The sequence below is a fragment of the Actinomycetospora sp. genome (genome assembly GCF_036497245.1).
Taxonomy (GTDB): Bacteria; Actinomycetota; Actinomycetes; order Mycobacteriales; family Pseudonocardiaceae; genus Actinomycetospora.
In genome coordinates, this window is sequence record NZ_DASXJS010000073.1 from 1 (window position 1) to 17,209 (window position 17,209).

14 protein-coding genes and 1 pseudogene are annotated in these 17,209 nt (G+C 73.7%); 10 read left to right on the top strand and 5 right to left on the bottom strand.

What is annotated here, in order from left to right:
- Together VGI02_RS07785 and VGI02_RS07790 are read left to right on the top strand one after the other, a co-directional pair.
- Positions 1-420: pseudogene (locus tag VGI02_RS07785) on the top strand (CCA tRNA nucleotidyltransferase); the annotation flags it as partial.
- 121 nt (positions 421-541) lie between these two features.
- Positions 542-1,150, top strand: coding sequence for a hypothetical protein (locus VGI02_RS07790; RefSeq protein ID WP_331626729.1), 609 nt, complete (start codon positions 542-544; stop codon positions 1,148-1,150).
- On the opposite strand, the gene VGI02_RS07795 is transcribed toward VGI02_RS07790, so the two are convergent.
- Positions 1,033-2,595 (bottom strand): MFS transporter, encoded by a 1,563-nt coding sequence (locus tag VGI02_RS07795; protein WP_331626730.1) that lies wholly within the window; start codon positions 2,593-2,595, stop codon positions 1,033-1,035. The two genes, VGI02_RS07790 and VGI02_RS07795, sit on opposite strands and share 118 nt — an antisense overlap.
- Positions 2,596-2,732: 137 nt before the next feature.
- Here VGI02_RS07795 and VGI02_RS07800 point away from each other — a divergent pair, with 137 nt between their 5' ends.
- Complete coding sequence (locus tag VGI02_RS07800; protein ID WP_331626731.1) at positions 2,733-3,344, top strand: YqgE/AlgH family protein; 612 nt, start codon at positions 2,733-2,735, stop codon at positions 3,342-3,344.
- 73 nt (positions 3,345-3,417) lie between these two features.
- Positions 3,418-3,927: a DUF427 domain-containing protein gene (locus VGI02_RS07805; protein ID WP_331626732.1), complete on the top strand. Its 510-nt coding sequence runs from the start codon at positions 3,418-3,420 to the stop codon at positions 3,925-3,927.
- A 16-nt stretch (positions 3,928-3,943) separates the two neighbouring features.
- Here VGI02_RS07805 and VGI02_RS07810 read toward each other — a convergent pair whose 3' ends face one another.
- Positions 3,944-4,441, bottom strand: coding sequence for an SdpI family protein (locus tag VGI02_RS07810; RefSeq protein ID WP_331626733.1), 498 nt, complete (start codon positions 4,439-4,441; stop codon positions 3,944-3,946).
- 134 nt (positions 4,442-4,575) lie between these two features.
- On the opposite strand from VGI02_RS07810, the gene VGI02_RS07815 reads away from it, so the two are divergent.
- Together VGI02_RS07815 and VGI02_RS07820 are read left to right on the top strand one after the other, a co-directional pair.
- On the top strand, positions 4,576-7,536 hold the full coding sequence (locus VGI02_RS07815; RefSeq protein ID WP_331626734.1) for a leucine--tRNA ligase: 2,961 nt from the start codon (positions 4,576-4,578) through the stop codon (positions 7,534-7,536).
- 336 nt (positions 7,537-7,872) lie between these two features.
- Complete coding sequence (locus VGI02_RS07820; protein ID WP_331626735.1) at positions 7,873-8,688, top strand: DM10 domain-containing protein; 816 nt, start codon at positions 7,873-7,875, stop codon at positions 8,686-8,688.
- A gap of 180 nt (positions 8,689-8,868) precedes the next feature.
- On the opposite strand, the gene VGI02_RS07825 is transcribed toward VGI02_RS07820, so the two are convergent.
- Both VGI02_RS07825 and VGI02_RS07830 read right to left on the bottom strand, forming a co-directional pair.
- The gene (locus VGI02_RS07825; protein WP_331626736.1) at positions 8,869-9,942 is read right to left on the bottom strand and encodes an inositol-3-phosphate synthase; all 1,074 of its coding nucleotides are present in this window, start codon (positions 9,940-9,942) and stop codon (positions 8,869-8,871) included.
- 142 nt (positions 9,943-10,084) lie between these two features.
- Positions 10,085-10,693: a PadR family transcriptional regulator gene (locus VGI02_RS07830; protein WP_331626737.1), complete on the bottom strand. Its 609-nt coding sequence runs from the start codon at positions 10,691-10,693 to the stop codon at positions 10,085-10,087.
- A 154-nt stretch (positions 10,694-10,847) separates the two neighbouring features.
- Here VGI02_RS07830 and VGI02_RS07835 point away from each other — a divergent pair, with 154 nt between their 5' ends.
- Positions 10,848-11,255, top strand: coding sequence for a DUF5318 family protein (locus VGI02_RS07835; protein ID WP_331626738.1), 408 nt, complete (start codon positions 10,848-10,850; stop codon positions 11,253-11,255).
- A 374-nt stretch (positions 11,256-11,629) separates the two neighbouring features.
- Here VGI02_RS07835 and VGI02_RS07840 read toward each other — a convergent pair whose 3' ends face one another.
- A complete protein-coding gene (locus VGI02_RS07840) occupies positions 11,630-11,890 on the bottom strand; it encodes a hypothetical protein (protein WP_331626739.1) in 261 nt (86 codons plus the stop codon).
- Between VGI02_RS07840 and VGI02_RS07845 the strand changes: the two genes are divergently transcribed.
- The 3 genes from VGI02_RS07845 to VGI02_RS07855 all read left to right on the top strand — a co-directional run bounded on the left by VGI02_RS07845 (position 11,883) and on the right by VGI02_RS07855 (position 17,047).
- The gene (locus VGI02_RS07845) at positions 11,883-14,198 is read left to right on the top strand and encodes a transglycosylase domain-containing protein (protein ID WP_331626740.1); all 2,316 of its coding nucleotides are present in this window, start codon (positions 11,883-11,885) and stop codon (positions 14,196-14,198) included. The two genes, VGI02_RS07840 and VGI02_RS07845, sit on opposite strands and share 8 nt — an antisense overlap.
- 18 nt (positions 14,199-14,216) lie before the next feature.
- A complete protein-coding gene (locus VGI02_RS07850; RefSeq protein ID WP_331626741.1) occupies positions 14,217-15,833 on the top strand; it encodes a glycosyltransferase family 87 protein in 1,617 nt (538 codons plus the stop codon).
- A 212-nt stretch (positions 15,834-16,045) separates the two neighbouring features.
- Positions 16,046-17,047: a hypothetical protein gene (locus VGI02_RS07855; protein ID WP_331626742.1), complete on the top strand. Its 1,002-nt coding sequence runs from the start codon at positions 16,046-16,048 to the stop codon at positions 17,045-17,047.
- Positions 17,048-17,209 lie beyond the last annotated feature (162 nt).

Consider the following 17,209-nt stretch of genomic DNA (forward strand, 5'->3'; position numbering starts at 1 on the left):
GTGTCGCAGCTGGTGTTCCTGCACCTGCGCTTCCACGGGTACGGCCGCGGCGAGTGGACCGACTCGGCGGTGCGCCGCTACGTCACCGACGCCGGCCCGCTGCTCGACCGGCTGCACGACCTGGTGCGCTCGGACTCCACCACGCGCAACCGGCGCCGTGCCGCGGCCCTGCAGCGCACCTACGACGACCTCGAGGAGCGCATCGCGCGCATCTCCGCCGAGGAGGATCTCGCGCGGGTCCGCCCGGACCTCGACGGCAACGCGATCATGGAGCTGCTCGGGGTGGAGCCCGGTCCGGTGGTGGGCCGCGCGTGGCGGCACCTCAAGGACGTCCGCCTCGAGCGCGGCCCGCTCGACCGGGACGAGGCCGAGGCCGAGCTGCTCGCCTGGGCGCGCACGGAGGGGATCCGGGCCGACTGACGCGTCAGCGATGCGGCATCGCTGACACCGGACGTCAGTCACTCCACATCCTCGATGAGGCGGACCCGGGCGTGACGGCGGCCGTCGGGAACCGTCGTGCACCGGCCCGCGTCGACATCCCGTGCGCTACCACTTCGGCACCGGTCACGGTCCCGTGCACCGGCACGCCTCGCCCGCCGACCTCGATCTCCCCGGCGGCGCGGTCGGCGGCCGACCCGACGCCGTCCGCCTCGACTTCGACGGCGACGGACGGGTCGACGACGCGCTCTGGGACTCCGACGGTGACGGGACGGCCGACCGGGCGGTGCTGGACCTCGACGACGACGGCCGGCCCGAGCGGGCCTTCGCCGACCCGTCGGGGCGCGGGGTCTGGGACGCCCCTTCCCCCGTCGCCACCGACGCCGGGGGCACGGTCCGCTTCAGCGACGTGCGCGGGCGGGCGGCCTCGACCCGGGCGGTCGTCGACACCGACGGCGACGGCGTGCCCGACGGCGCGGTCGTCGACGCCGACCACGACCCGTCGACCCGCGAGACCGTCTGTGACCTCGACGGCGACGGGGTTGCGGACCAGCTCCTCGTGGACGCCGACGGGGACGGGGTCGCCGAACGGGCCTACGCCACGTCCGACCCGGGTTCGCCCCGCTGGGACGTGCTGCTCGCGGACGTCGACGGCGACGGCGCGGCGGAGCTGACCGTGACCGAGGGCGCGCCGGGCTGGCTCCCGCCCTGAGCCGCACCGTCCGACCGGGCCCCACCGTCCGGCCGGGCCCCATCATCTGCCCGGGTCTCGTCGTCCGACCGGGCCCCGCCGTCGGGACCGCGGGTGTCGCCGGGGTGGCGCCCGGTGCGCAGCGCGACCTCGTGGACGACCAGCCCGAGCAGGTAGATGCCCGCCGCGACCGCGATCAGCGGCGCCGACCGGCCGTCCAGCGGGCAGAACAGCGCGGCAGCGGCGACCGCGAGGACGTAGGTGACGTTGAAGACGGTGTCCGAGAGGGCGAACACCCGGCCCCGGTGGGCGTCGTCGACCTCACGCTGGACCGCGGCGTCCGAGCAGAGCTTGATGGCCTGCCCGACGAGGCCGAGCAGGAACGAGGCGCCGAGCAGGGTGGGCAGCGTCATCGGCAGCCCGAGCGCGAGCAGCGCGGCCGCGGCGAGCACGAGCATGATCCGGACCGTGGCCGGGCGGCCGAGGCGCGCGGTCAGCCAGGGGGTGACCACCGCGGCGACGCCGAGCCCGGCCGCGGCGACGACGACCGCCTCGCCCAGGCCCGCCACCCCGGCCCGGAACGGACCCCAGTCGGCGAGGCCGTTCCGCATGAGCAGCAGCATCACCAGCGTCGCGACCCCGAACGCCAGCCGGTGCGCCGCGACCGCCCAGAAGGCCGCCACGACGCCGGGGGCGGCCCGGGCCGCCCGAGCACCGTCGCCGAGCCCGTGGGCGACGGCACGCAGTGCCTGGGCCGTGCTCCCCTGGGCCCCTGCACCCGGGGCACCGTCGGGGCCGAGCGCGCCCCGGGCGAACCCGACCGCCACGACCACGATCACCAGCGAGCCGACCACGGACGCCGCGGCCGCGAGCCCCGACCCGGTGTCGCCCGCACCGAGCAGGCCGGTGAGGGCGAACGCGCAGGACGCCCCGAACGCCGCGGCCACCGCCCCGCTCGTCGTCACCAGGGAGTTCGCGGCGACGAGCCGGCGGGGGGCCACCAGGTGCGGCAGCGCGGCGGAGAGCCCGGCCTGGACGAAACGGCTGACGCCGATCGTCGCCAGCGCACCCAGATAGAGCCCCGGTCCGGTGAGCCCCGCCGCGACGACGGCCGCCGTCGCGAGCGTGAGCACGGCCCGCAGCACCCCCGCGACGATGAACACCCGGCGCCGGTCCCAGCGGTCGAGCAGCGCTCCCGCGAAGGGTCCGACCAGCGAGTACGGCAGCAGCACGACCGCCAGGCCGAGCGCCACGAGCACCGGGTCGGACTGGCGCTCGGGGTTGAACAGCACCGCTCCCCCGAGCGCGGCCTGGAAGACGCCGTCGCCCCACTGCGCACCGAGCCGGATCACCAGCAGACGCAGGAATCCGGGCTGGGCCGCGAGCTCCCGGCGCCGCACGCGGGCGGTGTCGGCGGGCCCGGGCGCCGCCGTCTCCTGCTCCGGTGCGGGGGGAGGAACGGGCACGACCGGCCACGCTACGCGCTCGCCCCACGGAACGGACTCGGGTGCCGGGACCGGGCACCGCCCCTCTCCGTCCGGACTCCCACGACGGGTGTGACGGCGGGGTGCCCGGCTGCCCGGCGGTCGGGCGGAGTGCCACGATGGGGTGCGTGGCCGAGGGAACGAGAGACGAGCCCACCGAACGCTCGGCCGACGCCGTCGAGGCGGGCACGCTCCTCGTCGCCGCCCCCGCCCTCACCGATCCGAACTTCGCCCGCTCCGTCGTCTTCGTCATCGACCACCGGCCGGAGGGCACGCTCGGCGTCGTCCTGAACCGGCCGAGCGAGGTCGCCGTCGACGACGTCCTGCCCGCCTGGGGGCCGTACACCTCCCGCCCGAACGCGATCTTCGTCGGCGGCCCCGTCGAGCAGAAGACGGCACTGTGCCTCGCCGCGCTGCGGACCGGGCAGGACCCGGGGCGGACCGACGGCGTGGTCGGGGTGCGCGGTCCGGTGGCCCTGGTCGACCTCGACGGCGACCCCGGCTCGCTGGCGCCCCGGGTGCGCGGCCTGCGCGTGTTCGCCGGCTACTCGGGCTGGGACCGGGGGCAGCTGGACGGTGAGATCGCCCGAGGCGACTGGTACGTCGTACCCGCCCTGCCCGACGACGTCCTCGCGCCGGCACGCCACGACCTCTGGGGCGGCGTCCTGCGCCGCCAGGGCGTCCCACTGGCGCTGCTCGCGACCCACGTCTCGGAGCCGTCCCGCAACTAGGTGCGCTGCGCGCTCGTGAGCACTTTCTGGTCCTATGACACCGGAAAGTGCTCACGAGGCCGGAGGCCACCCAGTGGGGATCACGCGCGAACAGCCGGGACCCGGCCAGGAGTCGGTGTGGGACTACCCGCGGCCGCCGCGCGCGGAGCGGGACACCCGCCGCGCCGTCGTGACCCACGCGGGCACCGTCGTGGTGGACACCGCCGACCTGGTCCGGGTGCTCGAGACCAGCCACCCGCCGACGTTCTACCTGCCGCGCACCGCGTTCCCCGAGGGCGTCCTGCGGCCCGCGCAGCGCCGGACGGTGTGCGAGTGGAAGGGCACGGCGCGCTACGTCGACATCGTGGTGCCGGGGGTGACCCTCGAGGCGGTCGGCTGGTGGTACCCGGAGGGCTCCGAGGGTGGGGCCAGCGCGTCGTACCCGATTCTCGCCGACCGGGTGTCGCTCTACCCCACGCCGTTCGACCGGATCACGCTCGACGGCGAGCGCGTCGTCCCGCAGCCCGGGGGGTTCTACGGCGGGTGGATCACCCAGGACGTCGTCGGGCCGTTCAAGGGTGGCCCGGGCAGCTGGGGCTGGTAGTTCAGCCCCGCGCCGCTCAGCCGTGCTCGGCGTCGGCCGCGGCGCGCGGGCACAGCGAGCACGCCCCGCCGCACGTGCCTGCCGTCGTCGGCGCGCACGCGTCGGCGGCCTCGTCGGTCTCCTCGCCCTGCGTGCAGGGGCCGGCCGGCCGGCTCTCGGCCTCGAGGGTCACCACCCGGTCCGCCGCGGCGTAGCGGGAGCCGATGCTCCCGCCGACCCCGACCAGCCCGACGAGCCCCACCAGCCCGACGACGAGGAGGGTCGCCGCGGCCCCGACCGTCGGGGCGAGGAGACCGGCGGCCCCGGCGGCGACACCCACCAGCCCCGCGGCCAGGAACGCGGGCGCCGCCACCCGGTTCGCGCGGCGGAACGAGTCCACCCGTGCCATCGTCCAGCTGGTCCTGACCCCGATCCCGCGGTTGCGGGGCAGGCGGTGCGTCGCGGCGAGGATCCCGACGACGAGGACGGCGGCGGCTGCGACCACGAGGACGGCGGCCAGGACGGGGACGACCATGTCCCCAGAGTAGGCTCGGCCCTCAGAGGACCCGCCGCCAGACGTCCCCCGTCGGCGCGGGCCGCCCCGGTCGCCGTCGCACCCGCCGTGTGGGCGCCGGGCGCAGCGCATCCGTGGTGACCAGGAGGAACGCCGTGACCGCCCAGCCCGACGTCGCCGCCGCCGACGCCGACCGACGCGGCACGCCGCCGTTCCGCTACACGGCCGCGCTGGCGAGCGGGATCGAGGCGCGGTGGCAGGACCGCTGGGAGGCCGAGCAGACCTTCTCGACGCCGAACCCCGCCGGGCCGCTGTCCGACGGCGAGACGCTCGACCCGGCCGAGAAGTACTACCTGATGGACATGTTCCCGTACCCGAGCGGTGCGGGGCTGCACGTCGGGCACCCGCTCGGCTTCATCGGCACCGACGTGCTGGGCCGCTTCATGCGCATGACCGGGCGCACTGTGCTGCACACGATGGGGTTCGACGCGTTCGGGCTGCCCGCCGAGCAGTACGCGGTCCAGACCGGGACGCACCCGCGTGCCACCACCGAGGCGAACATCGAGCGCTACCGCGCCCAGATCCGCCGCCTGGGGCTGGCCCACGACAAGCGCCGGTCGGTGTCCACCACCGACATCGAGTTCTACCGCTGGACCCAGTGGATCTTCTTGCAGATCCACGGGTCCTGGTTCGACCGCGACCAGGACCGCGCCCGGCCGATCGCGGAGCTGGAGGCGGAGTTCGCGTCGGGCGTCCGTCAGCTGCCGGACGGTCGCGCGTGGTCGGCGCTGACCCGGCCGGAGCAGGACCGCGTGCTGGACGGGCACCGGCTGGCCTACCTGGCCGACGCGCCCGTGAACTGGTGCCCGGCGCTGGGCACGGTGCTCTCCAACGAGGAGGTCACCGCCGACGGGCGCTCCGAGCGCGGCAACTTCCCCGTCTTCCGGCGTCACCTGCGCCAGTGGATGATGCGGATCACCGCCTACGCCGACCGGCTGGCCGACGACCTCGACGGCGTCGACTGGCCGGACTCGGTCAAGGCGATGCAGCGCAACTGGATCGGCCGCTCGCAGGGGGCGTCGGTGCGGTTCGGGGTGTCGGGTCCGGCCACGGCCGATCCGGCCGCCGCCATCGAGGTCTTCACGACGCGGCCCGACACGCTGTTCGGCGCGACCTACCTGGTCCTGGCACCGGAGCACCCGCTGGTCGACGCGATCCTGCCGGCGGCGTGGCCGTCGCCCGGGGGTGAAGCCGCGCTGGACGGTCGGTGGACCGGAGGGGCCGACACCCCGGCCGAGGCGATCGCCGGCTACCGCAGCGTCGTCGCGTCCCGGTCCGACCTGGAGCGCCAGGAGGCCCGGGACAAGACCGGCGTCTTCACCGGCGCCTGGGCGGTCAACCCGGTCAACGGTGAGGAACTGCCCGTCTTCGTCGCCGACTACGTTCTCATGGGCTACGGGACCGGCGCGATCATGGCCGTCCCCGGTCAGGACCAGCGCGACTGGGACTTCGCGACGGTGTTCGGCCTGCCCATCCGCCGGACGGTGCAGCCGCCGGAGGACTTCGAGGGGTCCGGGGGCCAGGCCTACGTCGGCGCGGGTCCGGCGATCAACTCGGCGAACTCCGAGGTCTCGCTGAACGGGCTGGCCGTCGACGAGGCCAAGACCGCCATCATGGAGTGGCTGGCGTCGCGCGGCGACGGCGAGACGGTCGTGCAGTACAAGCTGCGCGACTGGCTGTTCAGCCGCCAGCGCTACTGGGGCGAGCCGTTCCCGGTCGCCTACGTCGCCGACGGCGAGTCCGACGGCGGCCCGTCGATCCCGCGTGCGCTGCCCGACTCGGACCTGCCGGTCCTGCTGCCCGAGGTCGACGAGTACGCGCCGAAGACCTTCGCCCCGGACGACCGCGACTCCGCGCCCGAGTCCCCGCTGGCCCGCGCGACGGAGTGGACGTCGTTCTCCGAGGACCTGGCATCGGACCCGGAGCACGGGTGGGCCCGGTACGTCCGGGAGACGAACACGATGCCGCAGTGGGCCGGCTCGTGCTGGTACCACCTGCGCTACCTGGACCCGACCAACACCGAGCGCTTCGTCGACCCCGACATCGAGCGGTTCTGGCTGGGCCCGCGCCCGGAGGTGTTCGGGCCGGGTGACCCGGGCGGGGTCGACCTGTACGTCGGCGGCGTCGAGCACGCCGTGCTGCACCTGCTGTACGCGCGCTTCTGGCAGAAGGTGCTGTTCGACCTGGGCCACGTGTCGGCCTCGGAGCCGTTCCGCCGGCTGTTCAACCAGGGCTACATCCAGGCCTGGGCCTACATCGACGCCCGCGGGGTGTACGTGCCCGCCGAGGAGGTCGTGGAGCTGCCGGACGGTCGCGGATTCACGTGGAACGGGGAGCCGGTCACCCGGGAGTACGGGAAGATGGGCAAGTCGCTGCGCAACGTGGTGACCCCGGACGAGATGTGCGCGACGTACGGGGCGGACACGTTCCGGCTCTACGAGATGTCCACCGGGCCGATGGAGGCCTCGCGCCCCTGGTCGACCCGTGACGTCGTCGGCTCGCAGCGCTTCCTGCAGCGGGTGTGGCGGCTGATGGTGGACGAGAACGACGGCTCACTGCGGGTCGCCGAGGCCGGCGCACCCTCCGACGAGACGCTGCGCCTGCTGCACCGCACCATCGACGGGGTGCGGGCCGACTTCCCGGCGATGCACTACAACACCGCGGCGGCCAAGCTGATCGAGCTTGCCAACCACCTGACGAAGACCCATCCCGAGGGGGGTCTGCACCGGTCGGTGGCCGAGCCGCTGGTGCTCATGCTCTCGCCGTTGTGCCCGCACCTGGCCGAGGAGCTGTGGTCGATGCTCGGCCACCCGCGCTCGCTGGCCTACGAGCCGTTCCCGGTGGCCGACGAGGCGCTCCTCGTCGAGGACACCGTCGAGTACCCGATCCAGGTCAACGGCAAGGTCCGCTCCCGGATCACGGTGCCGGCGTCCGCGACCGATGACGAGGTTCGCGCCGCCGCGCTGGTCGACCCGAAGGTCGCGGAGCTGCTCGAGGGCGCCGAGCCGCGCAAGGTGATCGTGGTCCCGGGCCGCCTGGTGAACCTCGTCAAGTAGTCCTCGCCCCATCGGCACGAGGGGAGCCCTCGGGCGCCTAGAGCGACTCGTTCTTCCCCTCGCGCCCAGGCCGATCGCGCGCGAGGGGAGCCCTCGTGCGGCTAGAGCGGCCGGATCCTCCCCTCGCGGAACCGGGTGGATCCGAACGGCGCCGGGCTGCGTCACCAGGGCATGCCGAAAAGAGCGAAGATCGATTGGCGCGCCGTTCGTGACGCTGCGCCTCACGGAGCAATCCGCCGCGCCGAGCTCCATGAGCTGGGCGTCGGATCCGGGACCATCGCCGCGCGAACGGGGTCCGGACTGTGGGAGCAGGGCCGGCGGGGCCAGATACGGCTGGTGACCGGAACGCCGAGCGAGGCCGAACGCCTGGACAGCGCCCTGAGACTGGCCGGCGACCGTGCCGTGCTGAGCGGGGCGGTGGCGTGCCGACGGTACGGGCTGACCAAGATGCCCGCCGACGGCACGATCCTGGTGCTCGTGCCGCACGAGCGACGCCGCGCGGGCGACGGTGACGTCATCCTCGAACGCACCCGCGAGCTGCCGCCCCCGGTCCTGCGCGACGGGTTCCCCTGCGCGCCCCTCGACCGCGCGGTGATCGACACCTCGCGACGCATGCGCCGGCTCGACGACGTGCGCGCGCTCCTCGCCGAGGCCGTGCAGCGCGGCTTCACGACGGTGGCCCGGCTCTCGGCCGAGCTCGAGGCGGGGAGCGGTCGCGGGAGCCGGCTTCCACGTCTTGTCCTCGTCGAGCTGGCCGCCGGAGTCCGGTCCGCTCCCGAGGCGTGGGCCCGGGAGATCGCGCTGGAACTGGAGCAGGAGAGCGGCTTCCCGCGCATCGAGTGGAACCGCGCGATCCACCTCGAGACGGGCGAGCGGCTCTTCGATCCGGACGGCTGGATCGACGAGGTGGCGGCCGCCTGGGAGATCGAGTCCGTCGAGTACCACCTGTCCCCCGAGGACCAGGAGCGCTCGTACCGCCGGCGTGCAGTGATGAACCGGTACGACGTCGTGCTCGTGGAGCACCGGCCGAGTCGCCTGCGCACGGCGAAGGCCGAGGTCAAGTCGGACCTGCGAGCGGCCTACGACCGCGCGCGACGGCGGCCCCGGCCGCCGCTCGTCTCCCGCCCGCCGTTCGTCCCCGGCCCGGTGTGATCCCACGCGAGGGGAGGACCCGCTCGCTCTACACACACGAAAGCTCCCCTCGAGCCGGGCCGGGCCTGGCTCGAGGGGAGCATCCGGTCGCTCTATCCGCCCGAGGGTTCCCCTCGCTCGGAACGGGGTTCCGATCTAGTCGATCGAAGGAGCCCTTCGCTCAGAAACCGGTGGAGGAGGTCAGTCCTCGCCGCGGATGAACTCCTCGACCCGGTCGTAGGCCACCGAGTCGCGGTACTGCTCGGGCGGCGACTTCATGAAGTAGGACGACGCGCCGAGCAGCGGACCGCCGATGCCGCGATCGAGCGCGATCTTCGCGGCGCGCACCGCGTCGATGATGATCCCGGCCGAGTTCGGGGAGTCCCAGACCTCGAGCTTGTACTCCAGCGACAGCGGGACGTCGCCGAACGCGCGTCCCTCGAGCCGGACGTAGGCCCACTTGCGGTCGTCGAGCCAGGGCACGTAGTCCGAGGGCCCGATGTGGACGTTGCCCTTGCCCATGTCGCGGTCGACCTGGGAGGTCACCGACTGCGTCTTCGAGGTCTTCTTCGACTCCAGGCGCTCCCGCTCGAGCATGTTCTGGAAGTCCATGTTGCCGCCGACGTTGAGCTGCATCGTGCGGTCGAGCTGCACGCCGCGGTCCTCGAAGAGCTTCGCGAGGACGCGGTGGGTGATCGTGGCGCCGACCTGGGACTTGATGTCGTCGCCGACGATCGGCACGCCGGCCTCGGTGAACTTGGCCGCCCACTCCGGGTCGGAGGCGATGAACACCGGGAGCGCGTTGACGAACGCGACACCCGCGTCGAGCGCGCACTGCGCGTAGAACTTGTCCGCGTCCTCGCTGCCCACGGGCAGGTAGGAGACGAGCACGTCGGCACGGGCCTCGCGCAGCGCCGCGACGACGTCCACCGGCTCCTCGTCGGCCTCGGTGATGATCTCGCGGTAGTAGCGGCCCAGCCCGTCGAGGGTGTGCCCGCGCTGCACCGTCACCCCGGTCGGCGCCACGTCGGCGATCTTGATCGTGTTGTTCTCGCTGGCCGCGATGGCCTCGGCGAGGTCCTGCCCGACCTTCTTGGCGTCCACGTCGAACGCGGCCACGAACTCGAGGTCGCGGACGTGGTAGCCGCCGAAGTCGACGTGCATGAGCCCGGGCACACGGGTGGCCGGGTCGGCGTCGGCGTAGTACGTGACGCCCTGGACCAACGAGGCGGCGCAGTTGCCCACGCCGACGACGGCCACTCGGACCTGACCCATGGATGGTCTCCTTCGCTCTTCGTGCCCCGGTCGATGGTCGGTGTCGGGGCGTGTCTGACGTGCAGGTGTCGTCCCTGCGCGGTCGATGGGGGACGGGGAACATCGGAGGACGTCGTCGTCCGTGCCGGCGGCCCGGCCGCTCTCAGTCCGGCGGCGCCGCGGATCGGTCGGGGCGCTCCGGGGGTCTGTGCTCGGTCGGGGCGGCCTGGCCCAGCGACCTCTCGTGGTCGATGAGCTCGTTCAGCCAGCGGACCTCGCGCTCGGTGGTGTCCAGGCCGATGCGGTGCAGCTCGCGGGTGTAGCGGTCGATCTGCTCGCCGGCCCGGGTCATCGTCGTGCGGAGTCCGTCGCGCCGCTCCTCGACACGCCGCCGCCTGCCCTCGAGGATGCGCATCCGCACCTCCGCGGGGGTCCGGGAGAAGAAGGCCAGGTGCACGCCGAAGCTCTCGTCGTCACAGGCCTGCGGACCCGCCTCGGCGAGCAGGTCGTCGAGTCGGTCCTTCCCCTCCGCGGTGATCTCGTACACCCGTCGACCGCGACGTCCCCAGGTCGGGCGTACCGCGCCCGCCGGGGCGGGCTCCGGATCACGCTCGGCGATGAGCTCGGCCCGCTGGAGCCGGCGCAGCGTCGGGTAGACGGAGCCCCACGAGAACGCGCGCAGCGATCCCAGCCGGGCGTGGAGCTGCTTGCGCAGCTCGTAACCGTGCATCGGTGCCTCGTGCAGGAGACCGAGGACCGCGAGCTCGAGCACCGCGCCTCCCCTCCCGAAACGTCCCGACGACCGGTCGCCGGTGAGAGCAACCTCTCGATGCACCATATCGCGCCGATACATCGAGCGTCGGCTGCGACGATCTCGTCACACGACGGCAGCGCACCGTGGGGCGACGCTGGCTACGCTGAAGCGCGTGCGAACACCCCGCCAGGTCGTCGACTACGCGCTGCGTCGTCGCGCGCATCTCGCCGACGTGGCTGCCGGGCGCACCTCCGGTGGGGACGCGTGCGACGCCGGGTCGTACCTGCTCCAGGCCGCCGCCTACCACGGTGTCCCCACGACGACGCCCTGTCCGCTGTGCCGCCGCGACGAGGTCGTCAACGTCTCGTGGGTCTTCGGTGATCGCCTGGGACCGGTGTCCGGTTCCGCCCGTTCGGGTGACGAGATCGCTCGACTGGACGACGCGGCCGGGGAGTTCACGGTGCACGTGGTGGAGGTCTGCCGTACGTGCCGCTGGAACCACCTCGTACAGTCCTACGTCTTGGGAGCGGACGACGCCTCGGGTGGCGGCCGCCGTCGACGTCGAACCGCCTCGCCCTGACGCCGACGGGGGCGTGACAGGGCCGGGTCCGTTGCCGACCGTGCAGTCCCTGGGAGGCGCCACGTGACCGACGACCGTCGAACGGACCGTCGTCCCGTCAGCGGCTCCGCCGCCCCACCGCGGCAGGGAGGATCCGGCCCACCGCCGGCCCCGCCCCGGAACCTGCCCCCGGGTTGGACCGCCACCCCACCCGCCGAACGGAACGGTCAGGGCGCGCCTGCCCCGAACGGCCGCCCGCCGCAGGGCAACCCTCCGCAGAACCCGCAGGGTCCGCCGCCTCCGTCCCCCGGCCCCCGCGGTCAGGGTCCCCCCGGCCCGCCCCCGAACGGCCGGCCGCCGAACGGGCAGGCACCGAACGGCCAGGCGCCCCACGGTCAGCCGACCCGGAACCCCGCCGGACCGAACGCGACCCGGGTCGCGCCGACCCCTGACACCCGCAGCCCCGAGACCCGCAGCCCCGAGCGCCCCGACGCGTGGGGCTCCGAACGGCAGGAGCCGCGCCTCCTCACCCACGACGGCGGCCGCCCGCTCGCCGCCGCGGGGGCGACCGCGGCGACCCCGACCCGCGCGGCGGGCGGCACCGCCACCGGCTCGCGGCCGGGTACGGCGCCGACCGTCGCCACCGAGGTGGTCAAGAGCCCCGCGGCCCCCGGGCGCACCCGGCCCCCGGTCGACCCGCCGGACGGTCCCGGTGGGCGCGGGAACGGCGGGCGCGGGAACGGCGGACCAGACGAGCCGCAGAGCAAGCGCCAGGCCAAGCTCGCCGGCCTCACCCCGCGTCAGCGGCGCTGGCGGCGTGGCAGGCGGATCGGTTACGTCGTGCTCGCGGTCGCGATCGTCGGCCCGATCCTGGCGTTCGCGATCGGTTGGATCATGTTCCGGATCCCCTCGGCCGACGACGCGACCAACAACCAGGTCGCCACGATCGACTACGCCGACGGCTCGACGATGGCGAGCCTCGCGCAGGCCCAGGGCAACCGGATCAAGGTGCCGCTCTCCCAGGTCCCGGTCTGGGTCCAGCACGCGGTGGCCTCCGCCGAGGACCGCAGCTTCTACACCAACTACGGCTTCGACCCGATCGGCATCGCCCGCGCCGCCTTCAACCAGGCGCAGGGCGGGTCGGGCGGCGGCTCGACGATCACGCAGCAGTACGTGAAGAACGTGCTGGTGGGCGACGAGCACTCGTACTCGCGCAAGTACCGCGAGGTCGTGATCGCGGCGAAGATCAACCAGGAGGAGTCGAAGGAGCAGATCCTCGAGAACTACCTGAACACGATCTACTTCGGCCGCGGTGCGTACGGCATCCAGGCCGCGGCCCAGGCGTACTACGGCCGCGACGTGAACACGCTGAGCCCGGCCGAGGGCGCCGTGCTCGCCGGTCTGATCCAGTCGCCGTCCAAGTGGGACCCGTCCGTCGATCGGGCCGGATCCGAGCAGCGGTGGAACTACGTGCTCGACGGCATGGTCGACCAGAAGTGGCTCTCGCGTCCCGACCGCGCGGCCGCGGTGTTCCCGGCGACGCTGCCGCCCTCGGCGCGCAGGACCGGGATCCCGGACAACGACCGCGGGCACATCGTGTCGGCGATCAAGAACGAGCTCGCCTCCTACGGCATCACCGAGCAGCAGGTGAATCAGGAGGGGCTCAAGGTCGAGACCACCGTCGATCCGGGGCTGCAGCAGCAGGCGGCCGACGCCGCGGCGAAGACCCTCGACGGCCAGCCGGCGAACCTGCGGACCTCGCTGGTCTCGGAGGATCCGCGCTCGGGTGCGATCGCGGCGTACTACGGCGGCAGCGACGGGTCCGGCTTCGACTACGCCCAGACGACGCGTCAGCCCGGCTCGTCGTTCAAGCCCTTCGTGCTGCTCGCGGGACTCGAGCGCAACCCGCCGATCGGGCTCGGCACCCAGTTCGACGGCGGCACCCCGCAGACCATCGCCGGCACGAAGGTGGAGAACTCCGACGGCGAGAGCTGCCCGAACTGCGATCTGAAGACCGCGATGACGCTGTCGATCAACACCGTCTTCTACCAGCTCGGCATCCAGGTCGGACCGCAGAAGGTCGCCGACGCCGCGCACCAGGTCGGGATCAGCGCGCCACTGGACAAGCCCACCGGCGGTATCGCGATCGGCGACAAGGAGGTCCGCCCGGGCGACATGGCCTCGGCGTACGCGACCTTCGCCGCCGACGGCATCTTCCACCGTCCGCACATGGTCACGCGGGTCACGACCTCGGACGGCCGGATCCTCTACGACGGGGGCGTCACGGCGCCCGAGCAGCGGATCAGTCAGCAGCTCGCCCGCAACGTCACCGAGTCGATGCTCGACGTCGCCTCGCACTCGCAGATCCCGCTCGCCGGCGGACGGCCCGTCGCGTCCAAGACCGGCACGGTGCAGTCGTCGCAGAAGGGCCAGAACAACGACGCCTGGACGGTCGGGTACACCCCGCAGCTCTCGACCGCGGTGTGGGTGGGGACCGACGACAACTCCCCGATCAAGACCTCCGCGGGCAAGCCGATCTACGGACGCGGCGTGCCCGGCCAGATCTGGCAGCGCTACATGAACCAGGCGCTGCGCTCCCAGCCGGCGCAGAAGTTCTCCGATTTCGAGGCCATCGGTGCGCCGCCCGCCCCGCCCGCACCGGCCACGCCGACCCCGGACCCGAACAACCCGAACGGCCAGCAGAACGGCCAGATCTGCATCAACGGCGTGTGCACCGACACCGGCAACGGCCAGAACCAGAACGGGCAGAACAACGGCGACAACGGGCAGAACGGCCAGAACGAGAACGGCCAGAACGGTCAGAACGGTCAGAACGACGGCCAGGACGGCAACAACAACGGGAACAACGGCAACGGCAACCGCGGCCAGGGCAACGGCGGCCCGGGCAACGGGGGCAACGGTGGCGGCGGCGGCAACGGCGACCTGTTCCCCGACGGCTTCTGAGCCGCGCCCCGAGCACCGTTGACCTCCGACGCCCCGCCGGACCGCAGCCGTACCCACGACCCGGCGTCCCTCGACGCGACCTCCCGGGTGCTGCCCGCCCACGAGGACGGGTTCGTCCGCGCGGCCAGTGCCGCCGGCGGCGGGCCGCTGGGCGCGCACGCCGTCGTCGGGCGGGCCCGGTTCTTCACGCCGCTGCGCGTGGTGCTGCTGCTCGCAACGATCGTGCTCGCGCTCGCCTGGTTCGCCAAGTCGCCGTGCCTGCAGCAGTACGTGGACGACAACGGCCAGACCCAGCTGGACTGGCGCGACGGCAGGCAGTACGTCGCGATGTGCTACTCGGACACGGTGCCGCTCTACACCGCCGAGCGGCTCGACGCGGGCGGTGTCCCGTACGTGACGAGCTGGACCGAGCAGCGCGACGACGGGTCGCAGCAGGTGCGCTTCATGGAGTACCCGGTGCTCACCGGGTTCTTCCAGTGGATGAACGCCCGTCTCGCGGCGGGCTGGCTCGGCCTCGCGGCCGCGGGCGTGCTGCCCGGCGGCCTCGCCGTGGTCGTGTACTTCGACCTCTCGGCGTTCTGGCTCGCGCTCGCGTGGCTCGGGACGATCTGGGCGATGGTGCGGCTGAGACCGGGCCGTCCCTGGGACGCGGCGATCGCGGCGACCTCCCCGCTCGTGGCCGTGCACGCGTTCACCAACTTCGACACTCTCGCCGTCGCCGGCGCGACGCTCGGGATGCTCGCCTGGTCCCGACGACGACCCGGCCTGGCCGGCGTGCTCCTGGGGCTGGGTGCGGCGGCCAAGCTCTATCCGCTCTTCCTGCTCTTCCCGCTGCTGCTGTTGTGCCTGCGGGCGGGGCGGATGCGCGGCTGGTGGACCGTGACGGTGGCCGGGCTGGCGTCATGGGCGGCGGTCAACGTCCCGATCGCCGTCATCGCGCCCGCCGGCTGGTGGGAGTTCTACCGGCTCAACTCCACGCGGGCCGCCGACCCGGACTCGATCTACAACATCGTGTCGGGCCTGACCGGCTGGCCCGGGTTCGACGGGCAGGTCGCCTCCGGCCAGACCCCGGCCGTGCTCGACGCCGTCACGGCGGTGGCCTTCGCCGCGTGCTGCGTCGGGGTCGCCGAGCTCGTCCGACGCGCGCCGGTCCGGCCGCGGCTCGCGCCGATCGCGTTCCTCGTCGTCGCGGCGTTCCTGCTGACCAACAAGGTCTGGAGCCCGCAGTACTCGCTCTGGCTGATCCCGCTGGCCGTGCTGGCCTACCCGCGGTGGCGGCCGCTGCTCGCGTGGATGGCGATCGACGCGTTCGTGTGGGTGCCGCGCATGTACTACTACCTGGGGACGAGCGCGAAGGGGCTGCCGGCGCCGTGGTTCTACGGGGCGGTCCTCCTGCGTGACCTGGCGGTGGTGGCCGTCGGCGTGCTGATCGTGCGCACCGTGCTGCACCCGGAGCTCGACCCGGTCCGGACCCGCCCGGGTCGCCCCGGGCCGCCGGTGATCGGCGCCGACCCCGACGGTGGGGTGCTCGACGGGGCCTCCGACGCCGCGTGGTTCGCGCGGTGGCGTCGTGACCGCCGGGAGGACGCACCGCCGGTCCCGGCGGGCGCGGCCACACGATCCGGTCGTCACTGAGCCCTCGCGGCCCAGCACGCCCAGTACGGCGCGTGGCCCGGTCGTGACAGACCGGTGATCCGTGCGTCACCTCCGGAGCAGTGCCTCGTTGAGCCGAACGTCGGAGCCCGTCCGACGATGCCGGTGCCTGCCCCCGCGGATGCGGGGAGCGCGGAGCCTCGGCGGTGCGCCGGGGCGGGACCGCAGACGTCGTTCCACGTTAGGGGTCCTGCATGGGTGCGCGGTTCTCGCGTCTGGTGTCGGTCGCGGCAGCCGGTGGTGTCCTCACCGGCTCGCTGCTGTTCGGGGCGGGTGTGGCCATGGCCGCACCGACGCCCGCGGCAGGGGGTCAGGTCGTCCCCGCGCAGTGCGGCCAGTCGGTGCAGGCCAGCCCGGGTGACACCGTCAAGGTGACCCCGCTGCTGGGTCTGCCGATGATGGTGCCGATCACGAGCGCCGCCGGTCCGCTCCAGTCGATCAATCAGTCGATCGCCGGGTCGCTGTGCCAGGTGCAGGTGCAGCTGGTCCAGCCGGCGACCACCGCCGTCGCCGCCGCCGCCCCGGCCCTCAAGCCGGCGACGGACACCGTCGAGAAGGGTTCGCGGACCGCCCTCGGCGGGCAGGCGCCCGCGGCCTCCCCGGCGGCCCAGGCTCCCGCCGCCGCTCCGCAGGCGGCCGCCGCGCCGCTCCCGGCGGTCGCGCCCGCCCCGATCGCGCCGGCAGCGCTCGCCGCGTCCGCGCCTGCCTTCGCGCCGTCGTTCAACACGCTGCCCTCGTCGTTCCTCGGTGCGTCGGCGCCGGCGTCCGCCCCGGGTGGCCTGCCCACCTACGACGCCGGTCAGCTGCTCGGCTCGTCGTTCCCGGGCCTCAAGGCCGGTGCACCCGCGTACCTGGGCTACGACCCGGCCAGCGCCGTGACCACCGCCAGCCAGGTCCAGGCGCTGCCCGTCGACGGTATGTCCGGTGGCATGGGCGTCCCGGTGATGCTCGCCGTGCTGGCGCTCGCCGGCGTCGCGGCGTTCGTCGTGCGGTCGATCGTGCTCCGGCGTGCGACCTCGTCGGCGGCCTCCGCCCCGGAGGACGTGGCGGACGAGACCGACGAGACGGTCGACCCGATCTCCGCGGAGGCCCTGACCGAGGTCCGCTCGCCCGCGCCCGAGTCGCCCGCCGTGGGCTTCCCGGCCGTCCGGGACGAGCACGACGAGACCGAGCTGATGGGAACCGCGGCGCGCTGAGTCGCGTCCGACCCCTGAGGGGGTCGACTCCGATGTGGGACCGACCCGGGCGGGTCGGGACCGGCGACATCCGCCGGTCCCGGCCCGCCCGTCGTCGTTCCGGGGGCACCACGTACCCTGGAACGACCGAGAACCCTCCTGCCACGGAACGTCCGTGGCCGC

What these genes read in the sequence shown, in the direction of transcription:
- VGI02_RS07825 (WP_331626736.1), bottom strand. Translation starts at nt 9,942, where the DNA reads ATGGGTCAGGTCCGAGTGGCCGTCGTCGGCGTGGGCAACTGCGCCGCC.
- VGI02_RS07810 (WP_331626733.1), bottom strand. Translation starts at nt 4,441, where the DNA reads ATGGTCGTCCCCGTCCTGGCCGCCGTCCTCGTGGTCGCAGCCGCCGCC.
- VGI02_RS07800 (WP_331626731.1), top strand. Translation starts at nt 2,733, where the DNA reads ATGGGGTGCGTGGCCGAGGGAACGAGAGACGAGCCCACCGAACGCTCG.
- VGI02_RS07855 (WP_331626742.1), top strand. Translation starts at nt 16,046, where the DNA reads ATGGGTGCGCGGTTCTCGCGTCTGGTGTCGGTCGCGGCAGCCGGTGGT.